The organism is Elusimicrobiota bacterium, assembly GCA_016788905.1.
Lineage (GTDB): Bacteria > Elusimicrobiota > Elusimicrobia > FEN-1173 > FEN-1173 > JADKHR01.
Genome location: JAEURZ010000004.1, coordinates 1 through 18,419, shown reverse-complemented (window position 1 = coordinate 18,419; position 18,419 = coordinate 1). Strand labels below are relative to the sequence as shown.

General features: G+C 54.7%; 25 protein-coding genes. 12 read left to right on the top strand and 13 right to left on the bottom strand.

Annotated elements, in window-relative coordinates:
• The 5 genes from JNK54_02555 to rpmH all read right to left on the bottom strand — a co-directional run bounded on the left by JNK54_02555 (position 1) and on the right by rpmH (position 3,463).
• Positions 1-1,005 carry a Jag N-terminal domain-containing protein gene (locus JNK54_02555; protein ID MBL8023150.1) on the bottom strand — a complete coding sequence of 335 codons (1,005 nt, stop codon included), beginning with the start codon at positions 1,003-1,005 and terminating at the stop codon, positions 1-3.
• Entirely contained in the window at positions 1,002-2,534 is a 1,533-nt protein-coding gene (gene yidC / locus JNK54_02550) for a membrane protein insertase YidC (protein ID MBL8023149.1), read from the bottom strand. Before yidC ends, JNK54_02555 begins: the two co-directional genes overlap by 4 nt.
• Positions 2,531-2,773 carry a membrane protein insertion efficiency factor YidD gene (yidD, locus tag JNK54_02545; protein MBL8023148.1) on the bottom strand — a complete coding sequence of 81 codons (243 nt, stop codon included), beginning with the start codon at positions 2,771-2,773 and terminating at the stop codon, positions 2,531-2,533. The genes yidC and yidD overlap by 4 nt, the downstream gene beginning before the upstream one ends.
• A gap of 5 nt (positions 2,774-2,778) precedes the next feature.
• Entirely contained in the window at positions 2,779-3,126 is a 348-nt protein-coding gene (gene rnpA, locus JNK54_02540) for a ribonuclease P protein component (protein MBL8023147.1), read from the bottom strand.
• A 199-nt stretch (positions 3,127-3,325) separates the two neighbouring features.
• Entirely contained in the window at positions 3,326-3,463 is a 138-nt protein-coding gene (gene rpmH / locus JNK54_02535) for a 50S ribosomal protein L34 (protein MBL8023146.1), read from the bottom strand.
• Positions 3,464-3,537: 74 nt separating this feature from the next.
• Here rpmH and JNK54_02530 point away from each other — a divergent pair, with 74 nt between their 5' ends.
• Complete coding sequence (locus tag JNK54_02530) at positions 3,538-3,789, top strand: 4Fe-4S binding protein (protein MBL8023145.1); 252 nt, start codon at positions 3,538-3,540, stop codon at positions 3,787-3,789.
• A gap of 32 nt (positions 3,790-3,821) precedes the next feature.
• Here JNK54_02530 and JNK54_02525 read toward each other — a convergent pair whose 3' ends face one another.
• On the bottom strand, positions 3,822-4,322 hold the full coding sequence (locus tag JNK54_02525; protein MBL8023144.1) for a DNA starvation/stationary phase protection protein: 501 nt from the start codon (positions 4,320-4,322) through the stop codon (positions 3,822-3,824).
• A gap of 248 nt (positions 4,323-4,570) precedes the next feature.
• Here JNK54_02525 and JNK54_02520 point away from each other — a divergent pair, with 248 nt between their 5' ends.
• From JNK54_02520 to JNK54_02470, 11 genes are read left to right on the top strand one after another with little or no spacing between them, the layout of a single operon-like run.
• The gene (locus JNK54_02520) at positions 4,571-5,779 is read left to right on the top strand and encodes an argininosuccinate synthase (GenBank protein ID MBL8023143.1); all 1,209 of its coding nucleotides are present in this window, start codon (positions 4,571-4,573) and stop codon (positions 5,777-5,779) included.
• Positions 5,780-5,789: 10 nt separating this feature from the next.
• Entirely contained in the window at positions 5,790-7,133 is a 1,344-nt protein-coding gene (gene argH / locus JNK54_02515; protein MBL8023142.1) for an argininosuccinate lyase, read from the top strand.
• A gap of 2 nt (positions 7,134-7,135) precedes the next feature.
• Positions 7,136-8,407 carry a TolC family protein gene (locus JNK54_02510; protein ID MBL8023141.1) on the top strand — a complete coding sequence of 424 codons (1,272 nt, stop codon included), beginning with the start codon at positions 7,136-7,138 and terminating at the stop codon, positions 8,405-8,407.
• Positions 8,408-8,424: 17 nt separating this feature from the next.
• On the top strand, positions 8,425-9,390 hold the full coding sequence (locus tag JNK54_02505; GenBank protein MBL8023140.1) for a patatin-like phospholipase family protein: 966 nt from the start codon (positions 8,425-8,427) through the stop codon (positions 9,388-9,390).
• Positions 9,391-9,424: 34 nt separating this feature from the next.
• The gene (locus tag JNK54_02500) at positions 9,425-10,369 is read left to right on the top strand and encodes a tetratricopeptide repeat protein (protein MBL8023139.1); all 945 of its coding nucleotides are present in this window, start codon (positions 9,425-9,427) and stop codon (positions 10,367-10,369) included.
• The gene (lysA, locus tag JNK54_02495) at positions 10,312-11,637 is read left to right on the top strand and encodes a diaminopimelate decarboxylase (GenBank protein MBL8023138.1); all 1,326 of its coding nucleotides are present in this window, start codon (positions 10,312-10,314) and stop codon (positions 11,635-11,637) included. Before JNK54_02500 ends, lysA begins: the two co-directional genes overlap by 58 nt.
• On the top strand, positions 11,634-12,485 hold the full coding sequence (locus JNK54_02490; protein ID MBL8023137.1) for a diaminopimelate epimerase: 852 nt from the start codon (positions 11,634-11,636) through the stop codon (positions 12,483-12,485). The genes lysA and JNK54_02490 overlap by 4 nt, the downstream gene beginning before the upstream one ends.
• Before the next feature lie 9 nt (positions 12,486-12,494).
• Complete coding sequence (locus JNK54_02485) at positions 12,495-13,397, top strand: 4-hydroxy-tetrahydrodipicolinate synthase (GenBank protein ID MBL8023136.1); 903 nt, start codon at positions 12,495-12,497, stop codon at positions 13,395-13,397.
• A 1-nt stretch (position 13,398) separates the two neighbouring features.
• Positions 13,399-14,178 carry a 4-hydroxy-tetrahydrodipicolinate reductase gene (locus tag JNK54_02480; GenBank protein ID MBL8023135.1) on the top strand — a complete coding sequence of 260 codons (780 nt, stop codon included), beginning with the start codon at positions 13,399-13,401 and terminating at the stop codon, positions 14,176-14,178.
• Positions 14,112-14,951, top strand: a complete 840-nt coding sequence (locus tag JNK54_02475; protein MBL8023134.1) for a fumarylacetoacetate hydrolase family protein — start codon at positions 14,112-14,114, stop codon at positions 14,949-14,951. Before JNK54_02480 ends, JNK54_02475 begins: the two co-directional genes overlap by 67 nt.
• Positions 14,948-15,295: a hypothetical protein gene (locus JNK54_02470; GenBank protein ID MBL8023133.1), complete on the top strand. Its 348-nt coding sequence runs from the start codon at positions 14,948-14,950 to the stop codon at positions 15,293-15,295. Before JNK54_02475 ends, JNK54_02470 begins: the two co-directional genes overlap by 4 nt.
• Positions 15,296-15,429: 134 nt before the next feature.
• Here JNK54_02470 and JNK54_02465 read toward each other — a convergent pair whose 3' ends face one another.
• From JNK54_02465 to JNK54_02435, 7 genes are all read right to left on the bottom strand, one after another.
• On the bottom strand, positions 15,430-16,338 hold the full coding sequence (locus JNK54_02465) for a transposase (GenBank protein MBL8023132.1): 909 nt from the start codon (positions 16,336-16,338) through the stop codon (positions 15,430-15,432).
• A gap of 15 nt (positions 16,339-16,353) precedes the next feature.
• Positions 16,354-16,794: a hypothetical protein gene (locus JNK54_02460; GenBank protein MBL8023131.1), complete on the bottom strand. Its 441-nt coding sequence runs from the start codon at positions 16,792-16,794 to the stop codon at positions 16,354-16,356.
• 76 nt (positions 16,795-16,870) lie between these two features.
• A complete protein-coding gene (locus JNK54_02455) occupies positions 16,871-17,098 on the bottom strand; it encodes a CopG family transcriptional regulator (GenBank protein ID MBL8023130.1) in 228 nt (75 codons plus the stop codon).
• On the bottom strand, positions 17,070-17,354 hold the full coding sequence (locus JNK54_02450; GenBank protein MBL8023129.1) for a BrnT family toxin: 285 nt from the start codon (positions 17,352-17,354) through the stop codon (positions 17,070-17,072). Before JNK54_02450 ends, JNK54_02455 begins: the two co-directional genes overlap by 29 nt.
• An 84-nt stretch (positions 17,355-17,438) precedes the next feature.
• Positions 17,439-17,693, bottom strand: coding sequence for a hypothetical protein (locus JNK54_02445; protein ID MBL8023128.1), 255 nt, complete (start codon positions 17,691-17,693; stop codon positions 17,439-17,441).
• A complete protein-coding gene (locus JNK54_02440; protein ID MBL8023127.1) occupies positions 17,690-17,905 on the bottom strand; it encodes a hypothetical protein in 216 nt (71 codons plus the stop codon). Before JNK54_02440 ends, JNK54_02445 begins: the two co-directional genes overlap by 4 nt.
• 293 nt (positions 17,906-18,198) lie before the next feature.
• The coding region (locus JNK54_02435; protein MBL8023126.1) for a transposase at positions 18,199-18,419 on the bottom strand (221 nt) is incomplete at its 5' end.

The following is an 18,419-nucleotide window of genomic DNA, read 5'->3' as shown; positions in this document are numbered from 1 at the left end:
TTATTCTTTTTTCTCTTTCGGTTTAACCACCACGTGCCGCGTGGGCCCTTCTCCTTCGGAAGAGGTGGTCACGTCTGGGTGATTCACCAGGGTTTGGTGCACCGCTCGTCGTTGGGCCGGGGACATGGGATCCAGATGAAACACTTTAGCCGTCCGCCGAACTTGAAACGCGGCAAAAAGTGCCTTGTCCACCACCCGGGATTCCTCCGCGGAGGGATACCCGGCAACGCGAAAAGCCACCCAGGGTTTCTCCCGATCTCCCCCAGAGGACACCATGTTGAATAAATATTCAAAGGCTTCCAGAGATCGCCCGCCATTGCCGGCCAATCGTTCTCCCTGGGCGGTTTTAACGTTAACAACCAATCGATGGTTCTCCACCGGTTTAAAGTTCCACGTCAAATCTTCCCATCCCAACAGGTCCTTCCATTGGGCCAACAAGGATTCGGGGGGGATGGCGGGACGGAACGGTCCATTCCCACCAGAAGGGGCCGTCGCCGGTTTCCCCCCCTTAGAGGGGAGGGATTCCCTTCGCGCGGATTTTTTTGGCACTGGGGGTGGAGGGGGGGGGAGGGTTGATTTCAATTTTTGAGGCCGCCGGTTGCGATTGTTTTCGGGGCGATCGTCCTTCCGATCGTCCTGGCGGGTGAGACGCGCCGATTCTTTTGTTTCATGACGGCGATCTTTTTCTTTGGAACGATCCACCTTGCCTTCAAGCTCACGGTCCTCTCTCCGACCTTTCGGACCATTTCGACGAAAATCCCGATCCCCACCCCGTCCGGAACGATCAAACTCATTGCGACTTTCCGACCGATCTTCCCGGTCAAAGCGGCGAACCTTTTCCAGTAAACGGATCTTCACCCGTCGATAACCAAACATACTCAAAAGCCCGCTCGTCCGATCGCCCAGGACTTTCATGTCCACCTGCGATTCGGATAGGCCCAATTTTTTTAACCCCAGGGCCAGTGCCGCGTCTGCCGTTTTCGCTTCCCCCACCCACTCTTTCATTTCGCAACTCCAAGGCCCGATTCTTTGCGCAACAGATAATATTGGATGCCAATGGTGAGCAAACTGTTGGTGAGCCAGTAGATCACCAATCCGGACGGCATTTTAAGGAACACAAACGTGAAAATGATCGGCATCATGTACATGATTTGTTTTTGGGTTGGGTCCATGGAACTCATGGTCATTTTCTGTTGCAAAAACATCCCCCCCCCCATCAAGACCGGCAACACATAGTAAGGATCATGGGCAGAAAGGTCCCGAATCCACCCCATCCATGGGGCGTAGCGAAGTTCAAAGGTGTTCCGTAAAGTTGAAAACAGGGCCCAAAACACCGGCAATTGGATCAACATGGGAACGCATCCTTCCATCCCCATAAATCGCATCCCATGGCGCTGATACAGGGCCAACATTTCACTGTTGAGCCGTCGAGCATCCCCCTTGTAAAGTTCCTGGAGCCGCTTCATTTGGGGTTGAACGGCTTTCATTTTCTGCCCGTGCTTAAAACTCTTTACGGTGAGGGGAATCACCAAGATCTGAATAATGACCGTCAAGAGAATAATGGCCCACCCATAATTTCCCGTCACCTTGTGAAGAATGAAAAGAGCTTGGTGAATCAGTCTTCCAAATGGGGCAAAATAACCAAAATCCACGGAGCGCTCGAGACCAATCCCCATCCCCTTGAGGTCCCGATAAGCTTTCGGTCCGACAAAGAAATTTAAGGTGTCCACGCGGGATTCCCCCGGTTGCAAGTGAACAGGAATCACACGCCGAATAGAGAAGTAGTGTTCTTCCTTTTCAACAAGAACGGTGATTTCCTCTGTCGCTTCAGCAGGGTTTCGAATGAGGGCGCCCAAGAAATAGTGTCCATCCACGGCCCACCATTGATAGGTCCCTGAATGAGTTCCGGGCTTTAATTTGGTGAGTTTCGTCCCGTCAAAAACAATGGCCCGTTGAAATCCTTTCGCTTCACGTCCGTTTTTTCCGTTTTCGTCACCGGCTTCTACCCCGGGGCCCCACCCCAGTTCGTAGGTGGTGGAAAGGGGACCGGTTCCGGTGTTCGTTAATCGATGGGACACTTCGTGCATGTAAGCAGAAGGCGAAACCCGAATGGTTTTCTCAATCGTGAGTCCGTCGGGTCGTTGCCCGTTCAAGACCAGTCGGTCCCCTTCCGCCCGGACCTCAAAAGAAACGTCGGGAAAAGAGGCCAGCGGTTGAACCGCGAATTTTTGTTCGGGGACCAGTGTCAGCCATTGGTCCTTTTCCCGAATTTCCCATTGGGCAACGGCGCCCCCATACCGGTTAATGGAAATTCGGTTGATTCCCATTTCAAAAACCAACACGCTTTCGCGTTTGACGTCACGGGTCACGGGAAGAGGGATGGTCGTGGGGAGGGACGGGGCCGCCGCAGGGGTGGGACCCGAGAGAGAAGGGGCCGCCGATGGAACGGGCGTGTTGCCATGTCCCACGAAGTACTGCCAGGACATCAACACAGCAAAGGAAAGAACGAACGCGAGGATATAGTTTTTTTTCATGAGGAGACCTTTGTCATTAGAGGTACCGGGTCGTAGCCGTTCCCACCCCAGGGGTGGCAACGCGCAAGACGACGAACGGTGAGAAGAAGACCACCCCGAGCGCCATGGCGCTCAAGTGCTTCCCGGGAATATTCCGAGCAGGTGGGCCAGTACCGACAACGGGGTTTCCAAAAGAAACCCGCGGATTGGTACATTCGAACTAAAAAAATGAGAACGTCACGTCCAGGTTGAATGGGCATTGTTTTCAAACCAGTTTCCTGATGGCGTCCAGCACGTCTTCCCGCAGAGTGGCAAAAGCGGGTGGAAATGGGCCGGGTGATTTTGGCGATACAACAAAATCCCACCCCCGCGGCCAAGGTTTGTGGGTCCGAAACACTTCGCGCGTTCGCCGCTTAAACAGGTTTCGTTGAGCCGCTCCTCCACGTCGACGGGCCACCACCACCCCCAATCGGGCGGGCCGCGCCGGGTTGCCTTCACGAAGGTAAGCCCACACGATCAGGCATCGGCCCACACGTCGTCGCCCGGTTCGCTGGGCGCGCTTAAAATCTGGACCGGAGAGGCGTTCGTGTCGCTGAAAAGTGAACGCGCTCACGGACAAATCAGAGCGTTCGGATTTAACACGTGAGCCCGGAGCGTGACACGGGACCCCACCTTTATAAAATGAACCGTCACGTCTCCCGCCCGTTCCACTTCCATCCGCGCCGAAGGCGATACTTTTATTTCCCGCTAGCGAAATTTAAAAATCGCTCGCTTGGATCAGATGGAGAAGCAGGGAACGGGTCGGATGACGTTTACGGGTTTAGTTTCCAACGGCCTTTTTGGCGGCGCCGTTTAATGACTCGCCGCCCGCCGACCGTGGACATCCGCGCGCGAAAACCGATGGTTTTCTTGCGCCGACGTTTATGAGGTTGAAATGTTCGTTTGGTCATGATGAGGCATTCTACTTCGAGGGAGGCACATCTGTCAATTGACAGATGTGTCTGGGGAACAGTAAACTATGCCTATGACTTCCCCCGCCCCCCTTCGAAAGTCCCGAACTATTGCCTTTATTTCTCCCGATCTCTGCACGGGGTGCGAGGCTTGTATTGCGGTCGCACCCCACGAAACCTGTATTGTGAAAGCGTCCACCGATAACACCCTTCCAACGGGCTTGATCGTCTGTGACGTTCAGGCCAACATCTGTACGGGGTGCACCCTCTGCATGAAGATCTGTCCATGGGACGCCATCACCATGGTCCCCCGCCCCACCGCCTGATTCGGGCGGTGGGGCGGATCTCGGCCCCTTCTTTAAACTTCCAATAAACTCCGAAGCATCCAAGCCGTCTTTTCGTGAAGCTGAAGGCGTTGGGTCAGCAGATCCATGGTGGCCTGGTCGCCGGCTTGTTCGGCCGATGGGAACGATCGTCGGGCGGTTTGAATGACCACTTCATGGCTCTCCAACAATTCGCGGATCATGTCCTGGGCTTTAGGAATACCAACGGCTTCTTTAACGGACGTCAACTGCCCGAACTGGACGTAGGATCCAGGGGCGGGTTGCCCCAGGGAACGAATGCGTTCAGCGATCATGTCCACGGCCAGGGCCAATTCGGTGTATTGTTGTTCAAACATGAGGTGCAATGTTTGGAACATGGGTCCCGTCACGTTCCAATGGAAGTTGTGCGTTTTCAAATACAGGGTGTAGCTGTCCGCCAAAAGGACAGAGAGTCCCTTGGCAATATCCACCCGTTGTTCCACGGTGATTGTTTTCAATTGTGTCATAGAAACCTCCTGGTTTGAATAGAGATTCATTGTACCTTCCTGGAAGACCTCTGGCCAGCTCAATCCACCACCGGGTGTCCACCTTCTGAACCAAAGGCATTCTGAACCCCTTTGTTTCTCGGAAGGGCAACGGTTTTGGAACCGGCTCTCGTGACTTCCCTCGATTCTCGCGCTTTGAAAGGGGTTCTGAAATTTGACCCTCGGCGCTGAAACGGGTAAAATCTGGCTCATCGGTTTTTTCTTATTGTCTCAAAATCAACTGTTTTCAGGAGATCTCTGTGACGTCTTATTCCCGTGTGGTGGTGGCCTATTCTGGAGGGTTGGATACCTCGGTGATGTTGCGCTGGATTAAAGAGCGTTACCGTTGCGAGGTGATTGCCGCTTGTGTGGATGTGGGACAAGCTGAAAATTACCCCCAATTGAAAGCTCGCGCGCTGGCCACTGGGGCATCGAAAGCCTATGTGATCGACGCGCGAAAAGAATTTGTGACGGACTTTGTTTGGCCCACGTTAAAAGCCCACGCTCTTTATGAAGGTCGTTATCTCTTGGGAACGTCTATCGCTCGGCCCATCATTGCCGAAAAAGTCGCGGAAATCGCACGCAAGGAGAAGGCCGACGCCGTGTCCCATGGATCCACGGGGAAGGGCAATGACCAAGTGAGATTTGAATTGACTTTTAAGGCTGTGGCCCCGAACCTGGGGATATTGGCTCCCTGGAGGGAGTGGGAGTTTAAGGGACGCGAAGATGAGATCCAATACGCGCTCAAACACAAAATTCCGGTCACGGTCACCAAGAAGAAACCGTATTCTTCCGATGCGAATTTGTGGCATATTTCTTATGAGGGCGGAGTTCTCGAAGATCCAAACCAGCCCTACAAAGAGGACATGTTTGAGCTGACGGTTTCACCCGAAAAAGCACCGACCCGACCCGAATTCGTCACCATTCGTTTTGAAGAAGGAATTCCCGTTGCGGTCAACGGGAAAAAACTTGGTCCTGTGGCGTTAGTGGAAACCTTGAACAAAATCGCTGGCCGAAACGGGGTGGGGCGAATCGATATCGTCGAAAATCGACTGGTTGGTATGAAGTCCCGCGGGGTTTATGAAGCCCCGGCCGCAACACTTCTTTATGAAGCCCATCGAGAGTTGGAGTCGTTGGTCTTGGACAGGGAAACCGCCCACGCGAAAGAGCTGATTGGGCCCCGCTACGCGGAACTGGTGTACTTTGGCCAGTGGCACTCCCCCTTGCGTCGTGCGCTGGATGCCTTTGTGAATGAAACACAAAAAGTGGTAACGGGCGAGGTCCGCCTAAAACTTTATAAGGGCAACATCATTGTTCAGGGGCGCACCTCGCCCTTTTCTCTCTACTCCCAGAAATTAGCAAGCTTTGAAGCCGAGGACATTTACAATCAAAAAGACGCGGAAGGATTTATAAATCTCTTTGGGTTACCCATCAAAGTGGCGGCCTTGCTTCGTCAGGGCCGCTCCTGATCGTTTTCCCGTGAAAAAAAAGACACTCGTTCCTGCCGCGTTTGTTGCGTCGATCGGGTTCGATGGCCCACTGGCGCACTACGATCTCACCGCCTCCATCGCCCATGTGGAGATGCTCACGCGGCAACGGATACTTTCCCGGTCGGAAGGGTCCAAAATTCGAGGGGGACTCCAACGCTTGGTCGCGCGAGTGGCGAGCGGGGCACGGCTTGTTGATGCGGAAGATGTTCACTTTGCCATTGAGAAAAGTCTTTACAAAGAAATTGGTCCCTTGGCGGGGAAGATGCATACGGCTCGGTCCCGTAACGACCAAACGGTCACAGCCCTTCGGCTTTACCTTCGGGATCGTGTGGACGGGATTCAGGAAAAACTGGTTTCGCTTGGCAAAGCTTTCCTTCATCAATCGGAGGCGAACATCGCTGTGGTTATGCCCGGCTACACCCATTTACAGCCGGGCCAACCCATCCTGGTGGCCCACCACCTCTTGGCCTACGGGTGGATGTTTCAACGCGACCGTGAGCGCCTGGCGGATGTTCGTCGACGTGTCAATCAACTCCCTTTAGGCGCCGCCGCGTTGGCGGGGACGACGTTTCCCATTGATCGTCAATGGGTGGCGAAACGGTTGGGTTTTGAAGGCGTCATGGAAAACTCCATGGACGCGGTCAGCGATCGGGATTTCCTCGTGGAGTTCGTGGCCGCGGCTTCCCTGATAATGGCCCACCTTTCTCGGTTGGCCGAAGAATTGATCCTATGGACCAATCCCTCTTTTGGATTTGTGCACTTGGCCGACGAATTTACCACGGGATCTTCCATCATGCCGCAAAAGCGTAATCCCGATATGGCGGAACTCCTCCGAGGGAAAACAGGGCGCGTTTTTGGGGACCTCACGGCTCTTTTGACTCTCATAAAAGGAACACCGTTGGCCTACAACCGAGATTTCCAGGAAGACAAACCACCTGTTTTTGATGCGGTGGAAACAGTGAACGCCTGTTTGGATGTCACTGTCCCCATGATTCGCACCATGAAAATAAACCCCCAAAAAACCCGCGAGGCGTGCCGTTGGGGGTTTTTGCTGGCGACGGATGTGGCGGACGGTTTAGCCCGTCGGGGAATGCCGTTCCGGGAAGCCCATGGGGTGGTCGCCAAAGCGGTTCGCTACGCCGGGGATCGGAATGTTTTCCTGGAGGATGTTCCGCTCGATTTCTGGAAAAAGGAAACGCCTCTAGCGGGGGCCTGGATTCACGACACACTTTCCTTGGATAAAGCCGTGTCGGCCCGGGCTTCCTTTGGAGGAACCGCTCCGGTGGAAGTCCGACGCCAGGCGGCGGCGTTTCGCCGACGTCTGGAATCTTAATCATGCGACGATTCCTTTTTTGTTTCCTGATTTTTGGGGCGATGGTCCGTGCCCAAGAACCCGATAGAATCTTAACGCTGGAACAGGCGGTTCAGACCGGACTTCAAAACAGCCAGGCTCTTCTTTCCGCTCGGGATGATGTGCGCATCGCGCAGCAGCGAATTGTTGAAGCGCGATCGTTGTACTTTCCCACCTTGGCCTTCAACATGAACGCGTCACGGTATCGCGCGAACGATTACGTGGCCTTGCCGGGCGACTTCGGATCCACTGTGTTAACGAAATCCGATGAGCCGGATAATTTCTACGCCACTCGCGTGTCCCTCCGCCAGACCATTTACAACGGAGGAAGGAACCGTTCCAATCTGCAGTCCGCCGAAGCGGCCCTGGCTCAAGCCCGCATTCAAGAAGAAACCATTCGCGGGGAAGTCACGGTCAATACCGTCAGGGCTTTTTTTGACGTTCTGTTGGCGCAAAAGCGATTGGATCTTGTGGAGGCCGCTCAACGGGACATTGGCCGGTGGACGAAGGCCGCGCGATCAAGGGACGTGTTGGAGAGGGCGACTCTCAACGTTCTTTCCGCTCAGTTGCGTCGCGAACAAGCGACACGCCACAGAGATCTCGATCGGTCGTCCCTGGCGTTTTTAAGTGCCATGGGGTTGGAGCTCTACACGCAGGTGGAACTGAGGGGATCTCTGGAAACATTTCCTGTTCAAGAACCATTGCCCAAACTGTTGGCCCGGGCCCAGGAGGCGCGTCTGGAAATTCGGGGGACAGAATATCAACGGGAAATTGATCGATTGGCCGTGAGTCTTTCGGAGGCTCAACGAAACCCCGTGGTTGTTTTTGGGGCGGCCTACGAGCTGAACAACGCTGTTTTTCCGTTGGACCGAGCTTTTTGGAACGCGACCTTAAATGTAAACTTACCCATCTTCGATGGATTTTCCAGTCGGGCTCGGATCCGCCAGACCCGTTTGATCGCCAACCAAAATCGCATTGCCCGGGCGGCGGTTGCTGACCGGGTCCGGCGTGAGGTAAGGGAAAGTTATGGAGACGTGGCGTTCTGGGAAACGGAAATGGAAAACCGCCGAAACGACTTGGTGAGCGTGCGGGACGCCGTTGAGGGGGTTTTCAAACGGCAAGGAAACGTTGTGGAACAGGCTCCCTTGCGAGCCGAGTTGCTCGGTGTGGAGCAGTTGTATTGGGAATCGGTGCACGGCCACCGTGTGGCCCGGGCCCACCTGGAGAAGGCCGTGGGTCTCCCCCAATTGCCGTGATCCGGCGAATCGTTTTAATGGCGATTTTTTCCGGTCTTCTGGTGGTGCCGGGGCGAACGGAATCCGTGCCGCCATCAACGGTGGCGGATGTTGTCACGAACTCCCTCTGGCTGAAACTTCGATCGCTTCCCGTGGGGGAAAGGCCTCGCGTGGGATTGGTCCTTTCCGGGGGCGGAGCCCGGGGGTTGGCGCACATCGGGGTTTTGAAAGTGTTCGAACGGGAAGGCGTTCCTGTGGATCTCGTGGTGGGGACGAGCGTGGGGGCCATTGTGGGGGCCCTCTACGCGGGAGGGGTCCCCGCCTCGGAGATCGAAGGGATGGCCGCGGAAGTGGGTTGGGACCAATTGACGGATCTTTCTTCCGCGCGGGTGGTGCGGTTGTTGGTTTCCGAACGTCTTCTCTCCACAAAGAAAATGGAAAAGTATCTTCAAGACAGAATTGGAAACATTCAGTTCGCCGATTTGCAGAAAGAGTTTGCGTGTCTGGCCACGGACATTCGGACGGGGGAGGGGATCGTTCTGCGGGAAGGGAGCGTCGCGCTAGCGGCCCGAGCCAGCGCCACCATGCCGGGAATTTTCGAACCGGTCCCGTTTCGTCATCGCCTCCTGATTGACGGGGGTGTCGTTGACAATGTCCCAACGGAAGTCGCGCGTCGGTTGGGCGCGGAACTCTTGATCTGTCTTTACGTTCCCGCGGATTTTAGTCGTCACAGCGTGACCAACGTGCTCACTATGATGACTCAGGCCCTTTACATTCAGGGGCAAGTGATCAGCGAAGATCAGATCAAGCGGGCAGATTTTGTGATCACCCCGAATGTGTCGGAAATTTCTGCCTTGGAGTTATGGCGCTCTAAAGAGTGTATGGAAGCCGGTCAACGGGCGGCGGAGATCGCCTGGCCAGAGTTAAAGCGGTTTTTAGCGGAAAAGTTCTTGGAAAAACACCTCGCCCTAAAAACAGTTGGGGTTTCTCCCGTGAAGAAATAATATGAACGGGACCTGGCGAGGGGGGGGCCTTGTGATGGGGATATTCCTTGGGATGGGGTGGGGCGTTGATGCCGCGCCCTTGTCTCGTCGCGCGAAGGAGGAATTCTCTCAGCGGGCGGAGGTCCTTTTCAAGGCCGGACGTTTTGAAGAAGCGCGCGATCAATGGATAGCGGCTCTGGCGGGAGGCCCCACGCGAGCGGAGGTTCGACGCTGGCGTCCGAAAGTGGGCCGGACCTACGAAGCCGAAGGCAATTACGAAAAAGCGCTGACCGCCTTTCAAGAGGCCTATGACGCGGATCCCAAAAACGTGGACCGTTTGGTGGACCTGGCTCGACTCTATGATGCGGTGGAAATCGATGATCAAGCTCTGCGTCATTACACGTTGGCCCATCGGCGCGATCGTTCGCGGCGCGACGTCACGTTCGCTCTGGCTAAACTGCATTGGGAGTTGGGCCATTTGGGGGAAGCCCGCAAGCTGGCGGAGGTCGCCGTGAAGGCGGAGCCGCGGGATTATTCTGCCCAAGAACTTTTAGCGAACATTGAAGAATCCCAAGGTTTATTGGCCGACGCGGGGCGCCGATGGGAAACCGTGGTGTCTCTGAACCCCTCTGCGGAAAGGTATATGATCTTGGGGCGATTGTGGGCCCGTCAAGACGCCTACGAGCAGGCGGCCATTGCGTTTTCTCAAGCGGAACAGATGGGGGACACGGGGCCCGCGCCCACTTTTGAGCGGGCCGTTCTCGCGGAGCGGAAGGGCGATCGAAAAGGGGCCACGCAGCTTTTGGAAAAAGCCACACGCCAGGGACCGGAATATTTTCCGCCGGATTTTTGGATGGTTCTGATGGCGTTGGAGGAAGGGAACACGGTGAGCGCGCGGCGCGCTCTCGCCTCTCTCCAGGCCACGGATCCCGGCACGACGCGATGGAAAACGATTCTAGAAACGGCGATCGCTGCACGGCTCGCTGGAGGAACACCGTGACCGAACGAGCTTACGACACGTATCATTACAAGGGGAAATCCTTGCAGGTCGAAGGGGTAAAACTGGCCGATTTGGCTCGTCAATTTGGCACCCCGCTTTATGTCTATTCGGGAACAAAAATCCTTTCGCAATTTAATTCTTTTGATCAGGCTTTTGCTCCTCATCCCCACACGATTTGCTACGCCATGAAAGCCAACGGGAATCTCGCGGTTCTCCGCCTTCTGGCGCGGGCGGGGGCGGGCGCGGACATTGTATCGGGGGGGGAACTCTATCGAGCGATGAAGGCCGGTGTTCCTCCCTCGCGGATTGTTTTTTCTGGGGTCGGGAAAACGGAAAATGAAATGTTGGCGGCCCTCAAGGCGGGGATCCTGATGTTCAACGTGGAGTCTTCGGAGGAAATGGAGGCCTTGGCCCGCACGGCCCGGCGTTTTGGGAAGCCCGCGCCCCTTTCCCTGCGCGTCAACCCCAACGTTGCGGTGAACACCCACCGCCACATCACAACGGGGAAAGCCGAAAACAAATTTGGGGTCATGATGGCCCAAGCGGAAATGCTGTACCGTCGTGCGGCGAAAAACCCTTGGCTTCGGGTCACCGGATTACAGGCCCATATCGGGTCCCAACTCTTGGACGTCCGGCCCTATCGGGAGACACTCGTCAAATTGCTTCAGCTCGTGGACCGGTTGGAAAAGGCCGGTATCTCTTTGCACGTCCTGGATGTGGGGGGGGGGCTCGGCGTCGTTTACAAAGATGAGAAAGCTCCCCGCCCCGCCCAATTGGCGGAACAATTGCTTCCTCTTTTGAAAGGCCGAAGAATGCGGCTCTTTTTTGAGCCCGGAAGGTTTCTTGTGGCGGAAGCCGGGTGCTTGCTTACGAAAGTTTTGTACCGCAAGGAGCCTGGCCATAAGAATTTTGTAATAGTGGACGCGGCCATGAATGACTTGTCCCGGCCCGCGCTCTACGACGCGCATCACGCTCTCTGGCCTTTGCGCCAAGCCAAGCCCGGATCCTATGTGGCCGATGTGGTGGGGCCCATCTGCGAATCCGGGGATTATTTGGCCAAGGGGCGTTTGGTTCCGCGCCCCCATCCCGGCGACGTGTGGGCTGTGATGGCGGCGGGGGCCTACGGTTTCTCCATGAGTTCCCAGTACAACGCTCGTCCTCGCGCGGCCGAAGTCTTGGTCCTTGGGAAAAAATATTGGTTGGTACGCGAACGGGAAACTCCCGCAGATTTGGTTCGGGGAGAAAAAATTCCAGAGGCGCTTAAATGAAAAAGCTTGCGTTCACAAAAATGGAAGGGACAGGAAACGATTTTGTGTTGCTGGACGCTGTCCGGCACCCGGTTCGGGTGACCGCGGCTTTGGCGCGCCGTCTTTGCGACCGTCGGTTCGGGGTCGGAGCGGATCAGGTGTTGGTGTTGGCTCCCTCCCGAGAGGCTGACTTTAAAATGTTGATTTTTAACGCGGACGGATCCCAGGTGGAGATGTGTGGAAACGGTATTCGATGTTTGGCCCGCTACGCGTTTGAAAGAGGACACACCCGGAAACGGAAACTGAATGTGGAAACCTTGGCCGGTATCCGCCAAACCGTTTTGGTGCGCCAGAACGTTCGGGTGGATATGGGGGCACCCCTTTTAGACGCGGCGCTCATCCCGACCCGAGCGAAGGGTCGGGTGATCGATCATCCCTTTTCTCTCGTGACCGTTCCTGCGCGAGGGACGAAAAAGGAAAAAGTGAGTTTGGAGATGACGTGTGTTTCGATGGGGAATCCCCACGCGGTGGTTTTTGTGGAGGACGTAGACGGGGTTCCTCTGGCGGAGTGGGGGGCGGCGATGGAACAGAATCCCTTTTTCCCACGGCGGACCAATGTGGAATTTGTGCAAGTGACGGACCCCGACAACGCTCGGGTTCGCGTCTGGGAGCGTGGAAGTGGGGCGACACTGGCTTGTGGTACGGGCGCCTGCGCGGTGGGTGTGGCGGGTGTGTTGACGGGCCGTTTTCACCGCAAAGTCACCTTGTCTTTGCCGGGAGGACCCCTCACGGTGGAATGGAACGCCGATAACCGGGTTTATCTCACCGGACCAGCGACTTTTGTTTTTGATGGAATGTTTGAAATCTAAGGAGCGATTATGTTTGAAGGTTCCGCGGTAGCGCTGGTCACGCCGTTCTTGAACGGTACCATTGATGAAAAGAAACTGGAGCAATTGGTCGAGTTCCAAATCGAAGGGGGAACCTCCACCCTGGTCCCCTGCGGGACAACCGGAGAATCCGCCACACTGACCCACGCGGAGCATGGACGGGTCATTGAGCTGGTGATCAAATTTGCACGCAAGCGGGCTAAAATTTTGGCTGGTGCCGGATCCAACTCCACTTCGGAAGCGGTGGCTCTCACCCGTTGGGCGAAAGAGGCTGGGGCCGACGGCGCCCTGCACATTACCCCCTACTACAACAAACCCACCCCGCGGGGGTTGGTGGAACATTTTCGTGCGGTGGCCCGGGCGGCGGATCTTCCCATCGTTCTCTACAACGTTCCCGGTCGGACGGGCGTCAATATGCTTCCTGCCACGGTCATTGAGTTGGCTCGATCGGAAAAAAATATTGTGGGCATCAAAGAAGCTTCGGGCAGTTTGGACCAGGCCACAGAAATTGCCGGGGCTCTGGGGGATTCGTTTGAACTCATTTCGGGGGACGATTCTCTCATCCTTCCGCTGATGAGCGTGGGGGGAAAAGGCGTCATCTCGGTGGTGGCCAACATTGTGCCCAAAGACGTTTCCTCTTTGTGCGCTGCTGGCTTGCGAGGCGATTGGGGGGAAGCCCGCCGCTTGCATCACAAACTGTTTCCCTTAGTCAAAGCCATGTTTATTGAAACCAGCCCTATCCCGGTCAAAACGGCCATGGGATGGTTGGACCTTTGTTCTCCCGATCTCCGGCTCCCGCTTGTTCCCCTGGAAAAATCCAGCGAAGAAAAACTTGAAAGGGCTCTCCGCGACTACGGTCTTGTTTCCACGCGTCGGAAACATCCGGTCTGCTGACATGGTTTCCATTAAAATAGGGGTCATCGGGGCTGGTGGGCGAATGGGCCGGGCCATCGCGGACCTCGTTCACCAGGACCCAGCGGTAACCTTGGCGGGCCTGATCGAAGCTCCCGGGAGCCCCTCGCTGGGGGAAGAACGTTATGGTCTTCGGGTGACGGATCAGCTGGCCACGTCGTTACGGGACGTGAACGTTCTCATTGATTTCACCTCCCCTTCCGCCAGTTTGGCCCACGCGGTCCTGGCCGCGGAGGGGAATGTTTCCTTCGTTTTAGGAACGACGGGTCTTGATGAGGCGGGGCGAAAAAATCTTTCGGAAGTGTCAAAGCGGATTCCCATTGTTTTCTCTCCCAATATGAGTCTTTCGGCGAACGTGTTGTTTGATGTGGCCGAGCGCGTGTCGGCCCTTCTCCCCGACTATGACGCGGAGGTAATCGAAATCCATCACAACGTCAAAAAGGATTCTCCCTCCGGAACCGCACAGCGGTTGGCGGAAGCGGTTCAACGGGGCCGGACATCCGGCCGCTTTGTTTACGGCCGTCATGGACTGGTGGGTGAACGAACGAAAGAGGAAATTGGGGTTCACGCCGTTCGCGGTGGTGACGTGGTGGGCGACCACACGGTGCTCTATCTTGGAAACGGGGAGCGTGTGGAATTGGTTCATCGGGTGACGTCCCGCACCGCTTTTGCATCCGGGGCTGTGGCAGCCGCCAAATGGGTGGTGGGGAAGCCGTCCGGACTTTACGATATGCGAGATGTGTTGGGGTTAAAAAAAGGGTGAAAACCCTAAAGAAATGTTTCGCCCGTTTTGAAACGGAAGGGATTGTTCGTTGGGGTCTTGTTGCGGGACTCTTGGTCGAAGAAATCCTTCCCAATCCCTTTGGCGCGTATTCCCCCACGGGATTGATTTGGCCGCTTAAAAAAGTTCGCCTTCTCGCCCCCGTGCTCCCCAGCAAGATCGTTGCTGTGGGCGTGAATTACGCCGATCACGCGAAAGAATTCGGCAAAGCGCCTCCCCCCATTCCACTTTTGTTTTTGAAACCTCCCAGTGCCGTGATTGGTCCGGGGGACGTCATTGAAAAGCCTGCGGTGTCCCATCAGGTGGATTTTGAAGGAGAGATCGCGGTCGTGATCGGTCGGCGCGCCCGAAACATTTCGCGCGCCGCCGCGGAAAAATATATTTTAGGGTACACGCTCATGAATGACGTGACCGCCCGGGATTTGCAGCGGACGGACGGTCAATGGTCCCGGGCCAAAGGGTTTGACACTTTTGCCCCGCTCGGTCCCTGGGTGATGTGTGGAATTCCATCCCGAAAGATAACCCTCCAGACCTATGTGAACGGTCGCCGTCGCCAATCGTCGAGTACCCAACAGTTGGTTTTCGATATTCCCACGCTTGTCTCACACATCAGTCACGTGATGACGTTAGAACCCGGTGACATTATTTCAACGGGGACTCCCGCGGGGGTGGGTCCCCTCCAGTCCGGTGACAGGGTCGAAATTCGGAGTCCCGAGATCGGCCGTCTGATCAACACCGTGGGAAACCGAAAGTGATCCGGAGGGCCGGCCGCGCGCTTCTGGATCTGTGGGAAGATGATTCTGCGAAGGAAGAAATGGTCTATGACCCCGTCCAGGCCGCGGCGGTTGTCGTGGGATGTCTTGTGGCGATGGGAACCCTTTTCTGGATCCTGTGGGCCCTTCTGGTGTTCGAGGGAGGCCTTTTCACTAAAATCGGCCCCTTCTTTCAAGTGGTCTTGACCTCCAAGACCCTAAGCGATTACGGTTACCAAGGATCCCCCCAAGCGATGGGTCTCTTCAAAGGCTGGCCCGTCAACCTCCTAGCGCTCCTCCTGTCCCTCTCCCTAATTTTCAGCATCCGCTATACCCTAAAAAAGTAGGGGACGTTCTCAACTAATGATTCTGCTGCAAAACCCCCCTGCTTTGCGAGGAGAATGTAAAAAGTTTTTAATTTTAGGTCTCCAATATCTTCAAGAGATGGATTTCTTCATTTCTGATCTTCCAACGACTCTTTTTATGCCCCCTGTGCACACTGTTGGAGCCCTGGAAGGTGTTGCCTTTCCCAGGCGATTCGGCGCAACCATCGTTTCACGTTGCACGCGGCCCCGATAAAATAATTCTGTAGGCGCACTTTCGATAATCCCCGATAGCGCGCACGGCGGGCTCCGTGCCCGCGGACCAATTCACTTTGTGTCCCTTCAATCGCCGAGCGTCGCTTCATCTTTTCCCGAAACGCATCCGTTTTCATCTCCCGACGACGGGCCTGCAGGTGCATAGGATGTGGCCCCACTCGAATCGTCCGATGGTTTTGTCCAGTGCTTAAACATTTCGCGCGCGCAGGGCAGGCCTGGCATCGCCAGCTCCATTCAAACCGATATTCCACTATCCCATTCCATCGATCCTCAATCCGGCTACATTGTGTGCTGGCCTGGCCCGCAGGGCAAAGAGCTTCTCTCCCATCGATATCAACAATAAAGTCGCTGACACGAAACTCGGCCTCTTTTCCCGCACGCGCCGAAATCGCGGGCCCGATCAGTTCTCGATTTTCCGCCGCCGCGATCGCTAACTCCTTGCCAGAGATATAGGCTCCATCCACATACAGTTCACCCGGTTTCTCCATCCCCATCTGCCCCTGCTCTTCCATCGTTTCGGCCATGCCCGCCTCGTCGCTCCCCAGTGCCGTCTGGGTCACAATCGAGGTGATAAAGTTTGCCGTCGGCTCACCGGGTGCGACAGGTTTTTCGCTCACTGTTTCGGCTGCCTGCATCAGGTATCCAACCCATCCCCGTTTGCCTTGCTGTTTCGTTCGATACTGTGCCTCTGGATCATGCGGGTTCTGTATCTGACCAGATCCCGTCCGCTCCGCCAAAACCTCGTTCTCCTCCACGCGGAACTGCTCTTGAAAGACGCGCCGAAGAATCAAACACTTCGGCCCCTGTTAACGCTTTAGCTCAATGACCTCTCCTTGAGCTTCAAAATCCATAATTCGATTTCGCCAACATGAATTTGTGCGCAATCCTGTTTTTCTTTGGTATGCATAAACAAGATAGGAAGTGCCAATTTCGAAATGAACGCCGCACATTGCCCCGTCTTTTTTAGTCGCAATTTCAACAGTCTGAGATAATGTCCCTTTTATCGTCTCTTGAATATCAAAAGTGTAGCGGACATCATCATGAATATCGAACCAAAATCTCTTCCCTTCCAATGTGGTGGTGGAAATATCGGGAGTGGGGGACGCTGTGGACTTGACTACACCAACAAACACGACCGCAGCACTGGATAGCCCCTGTTCAATTGACGGTATTCCAGCGCATGAACAGGCAATGCTCACCACATGAGAACAGGTGACCAACATCAACGGGATAAGAATATTTTTCATAATGCCCACAACCCAAGCTCACCGGCGCGGGCCATTCATAACCGCGTCCGGTGGAGCGCCTTGTTGGGCCATGGGTCTATTTGAATTTGTCCGCGTAGGTATCTAAAAGATTCCGAATCATCTTCTGGTAATGGGTGTGGCGTTGTCTTGCCGTATGTTTGAAGAATTCGACGCTGGAGCGGCTTAAAAACATTGTGACTTTAACATTGTCTTCTTTAAAAACTAGATCTTCAGGAGGGGGGAGAAAATCCCTAACCACACGCGCCTGAATGGTTTCATTCGTGTATTTTGTTTTCTGTTTCATAGATCGTCCTCCCCTTCCTCCAATAACCGGCTCCGATAATCCGGACAATATCTTTCCGATAAGTAAAGCGGACGGTTAAAACACCTGTTCCTGCTTTGCCGAAGCAATAAAATCTTCTTTCAGAATCGCTATGCGCCAAATCGTTGGAGATGACACGAATGGGGTCGGCAAAGGCGTGTTGGGCCAAACTGAAGGAAACGCCATGCTTTTTTTGGTTCTCAGTGTCTTTTGTTTCGTCCCATTCAAAGTGAAGCATGTCCCTCTCGAAAAGCCATATTAACTACCTTATAAAAATACATACATTAATATTCTATGTCAAGTCCGTGCCCAACGTTAGAATTCAACGGCGTTGCCCGGAGGGCAACGTCCGCTGGAATGACTGGTTGGGGGATTTGATTATTTCGAAAGCGATGTTCATCGCTTCGAAGCGATCGGAAAATTCAATGCCTTCCTCGTGGAGCTTATCCATTAGGATCTGATGATACTTGGACCTCAGGGCATTGATTTCTTCTTTTGCAATGTGCTCATGTTCAGGAACCTGATTTTCCGTTAAAACCAGATCCGTGTAAACTTGGGCGATTTCAAGCAGGGTCATAATTCCTCATTAGCGATCCGAAAAGCGATTCGTGTCGCATGCTCTCTATCTTTGAATTTGATTCCTTGGGTCTTGAGCATCTCGATGAACTTCCAATGGGCCTCGGCCCGTTTCTCATCGAGGACCTGGAGTTTATTCCGGTCGCTGGTTTTTTCTATCAATTCAATCAGATCGATGTAATCTCGTGCCGCACGAAACAGATTTTCTTTCATGGGTCAGTTGTCTCCAAACAAACTGGGTTACGATGATTTTACCATTTCGTTTTTAAGCCCAACGAGTCTGTAGAAAAACTCTCTTTACATACGCCCACCCTTGTCGTGGGGCTCATCTTTTGGTGGGAGCCAACACCCCTCTCATGCCGGTCCGGGTAAATCCGTCGGAACTTCTGCGATCTCGCGCCCCCCGGCCCCACAGAACCTAGCCTACCTCCCGTTCAGCATAATTTCCAGTCCATCTTTCCATCTAATTTCATATTTTCTTGTGGATACCGGGGATAAAGTTTTCCCTACCCCGCCATCGCCCTCAGTCCGCTCGGCACCATCGCCGTTGTCCACCCGTAGCGGAAGATCTTCAGAAGATTGTGCACCGTCGTGTATAACTTCCACTGGATGTTCACCTTTTCCTTTCCCCTCAAGGTAAACCGGTCCAATCCCAACGCGTGCCGAATATTCCCAAACACAGGCTCGATCATTCCCATCCGGCGACTGTAAATAAAGCGCCCCAACG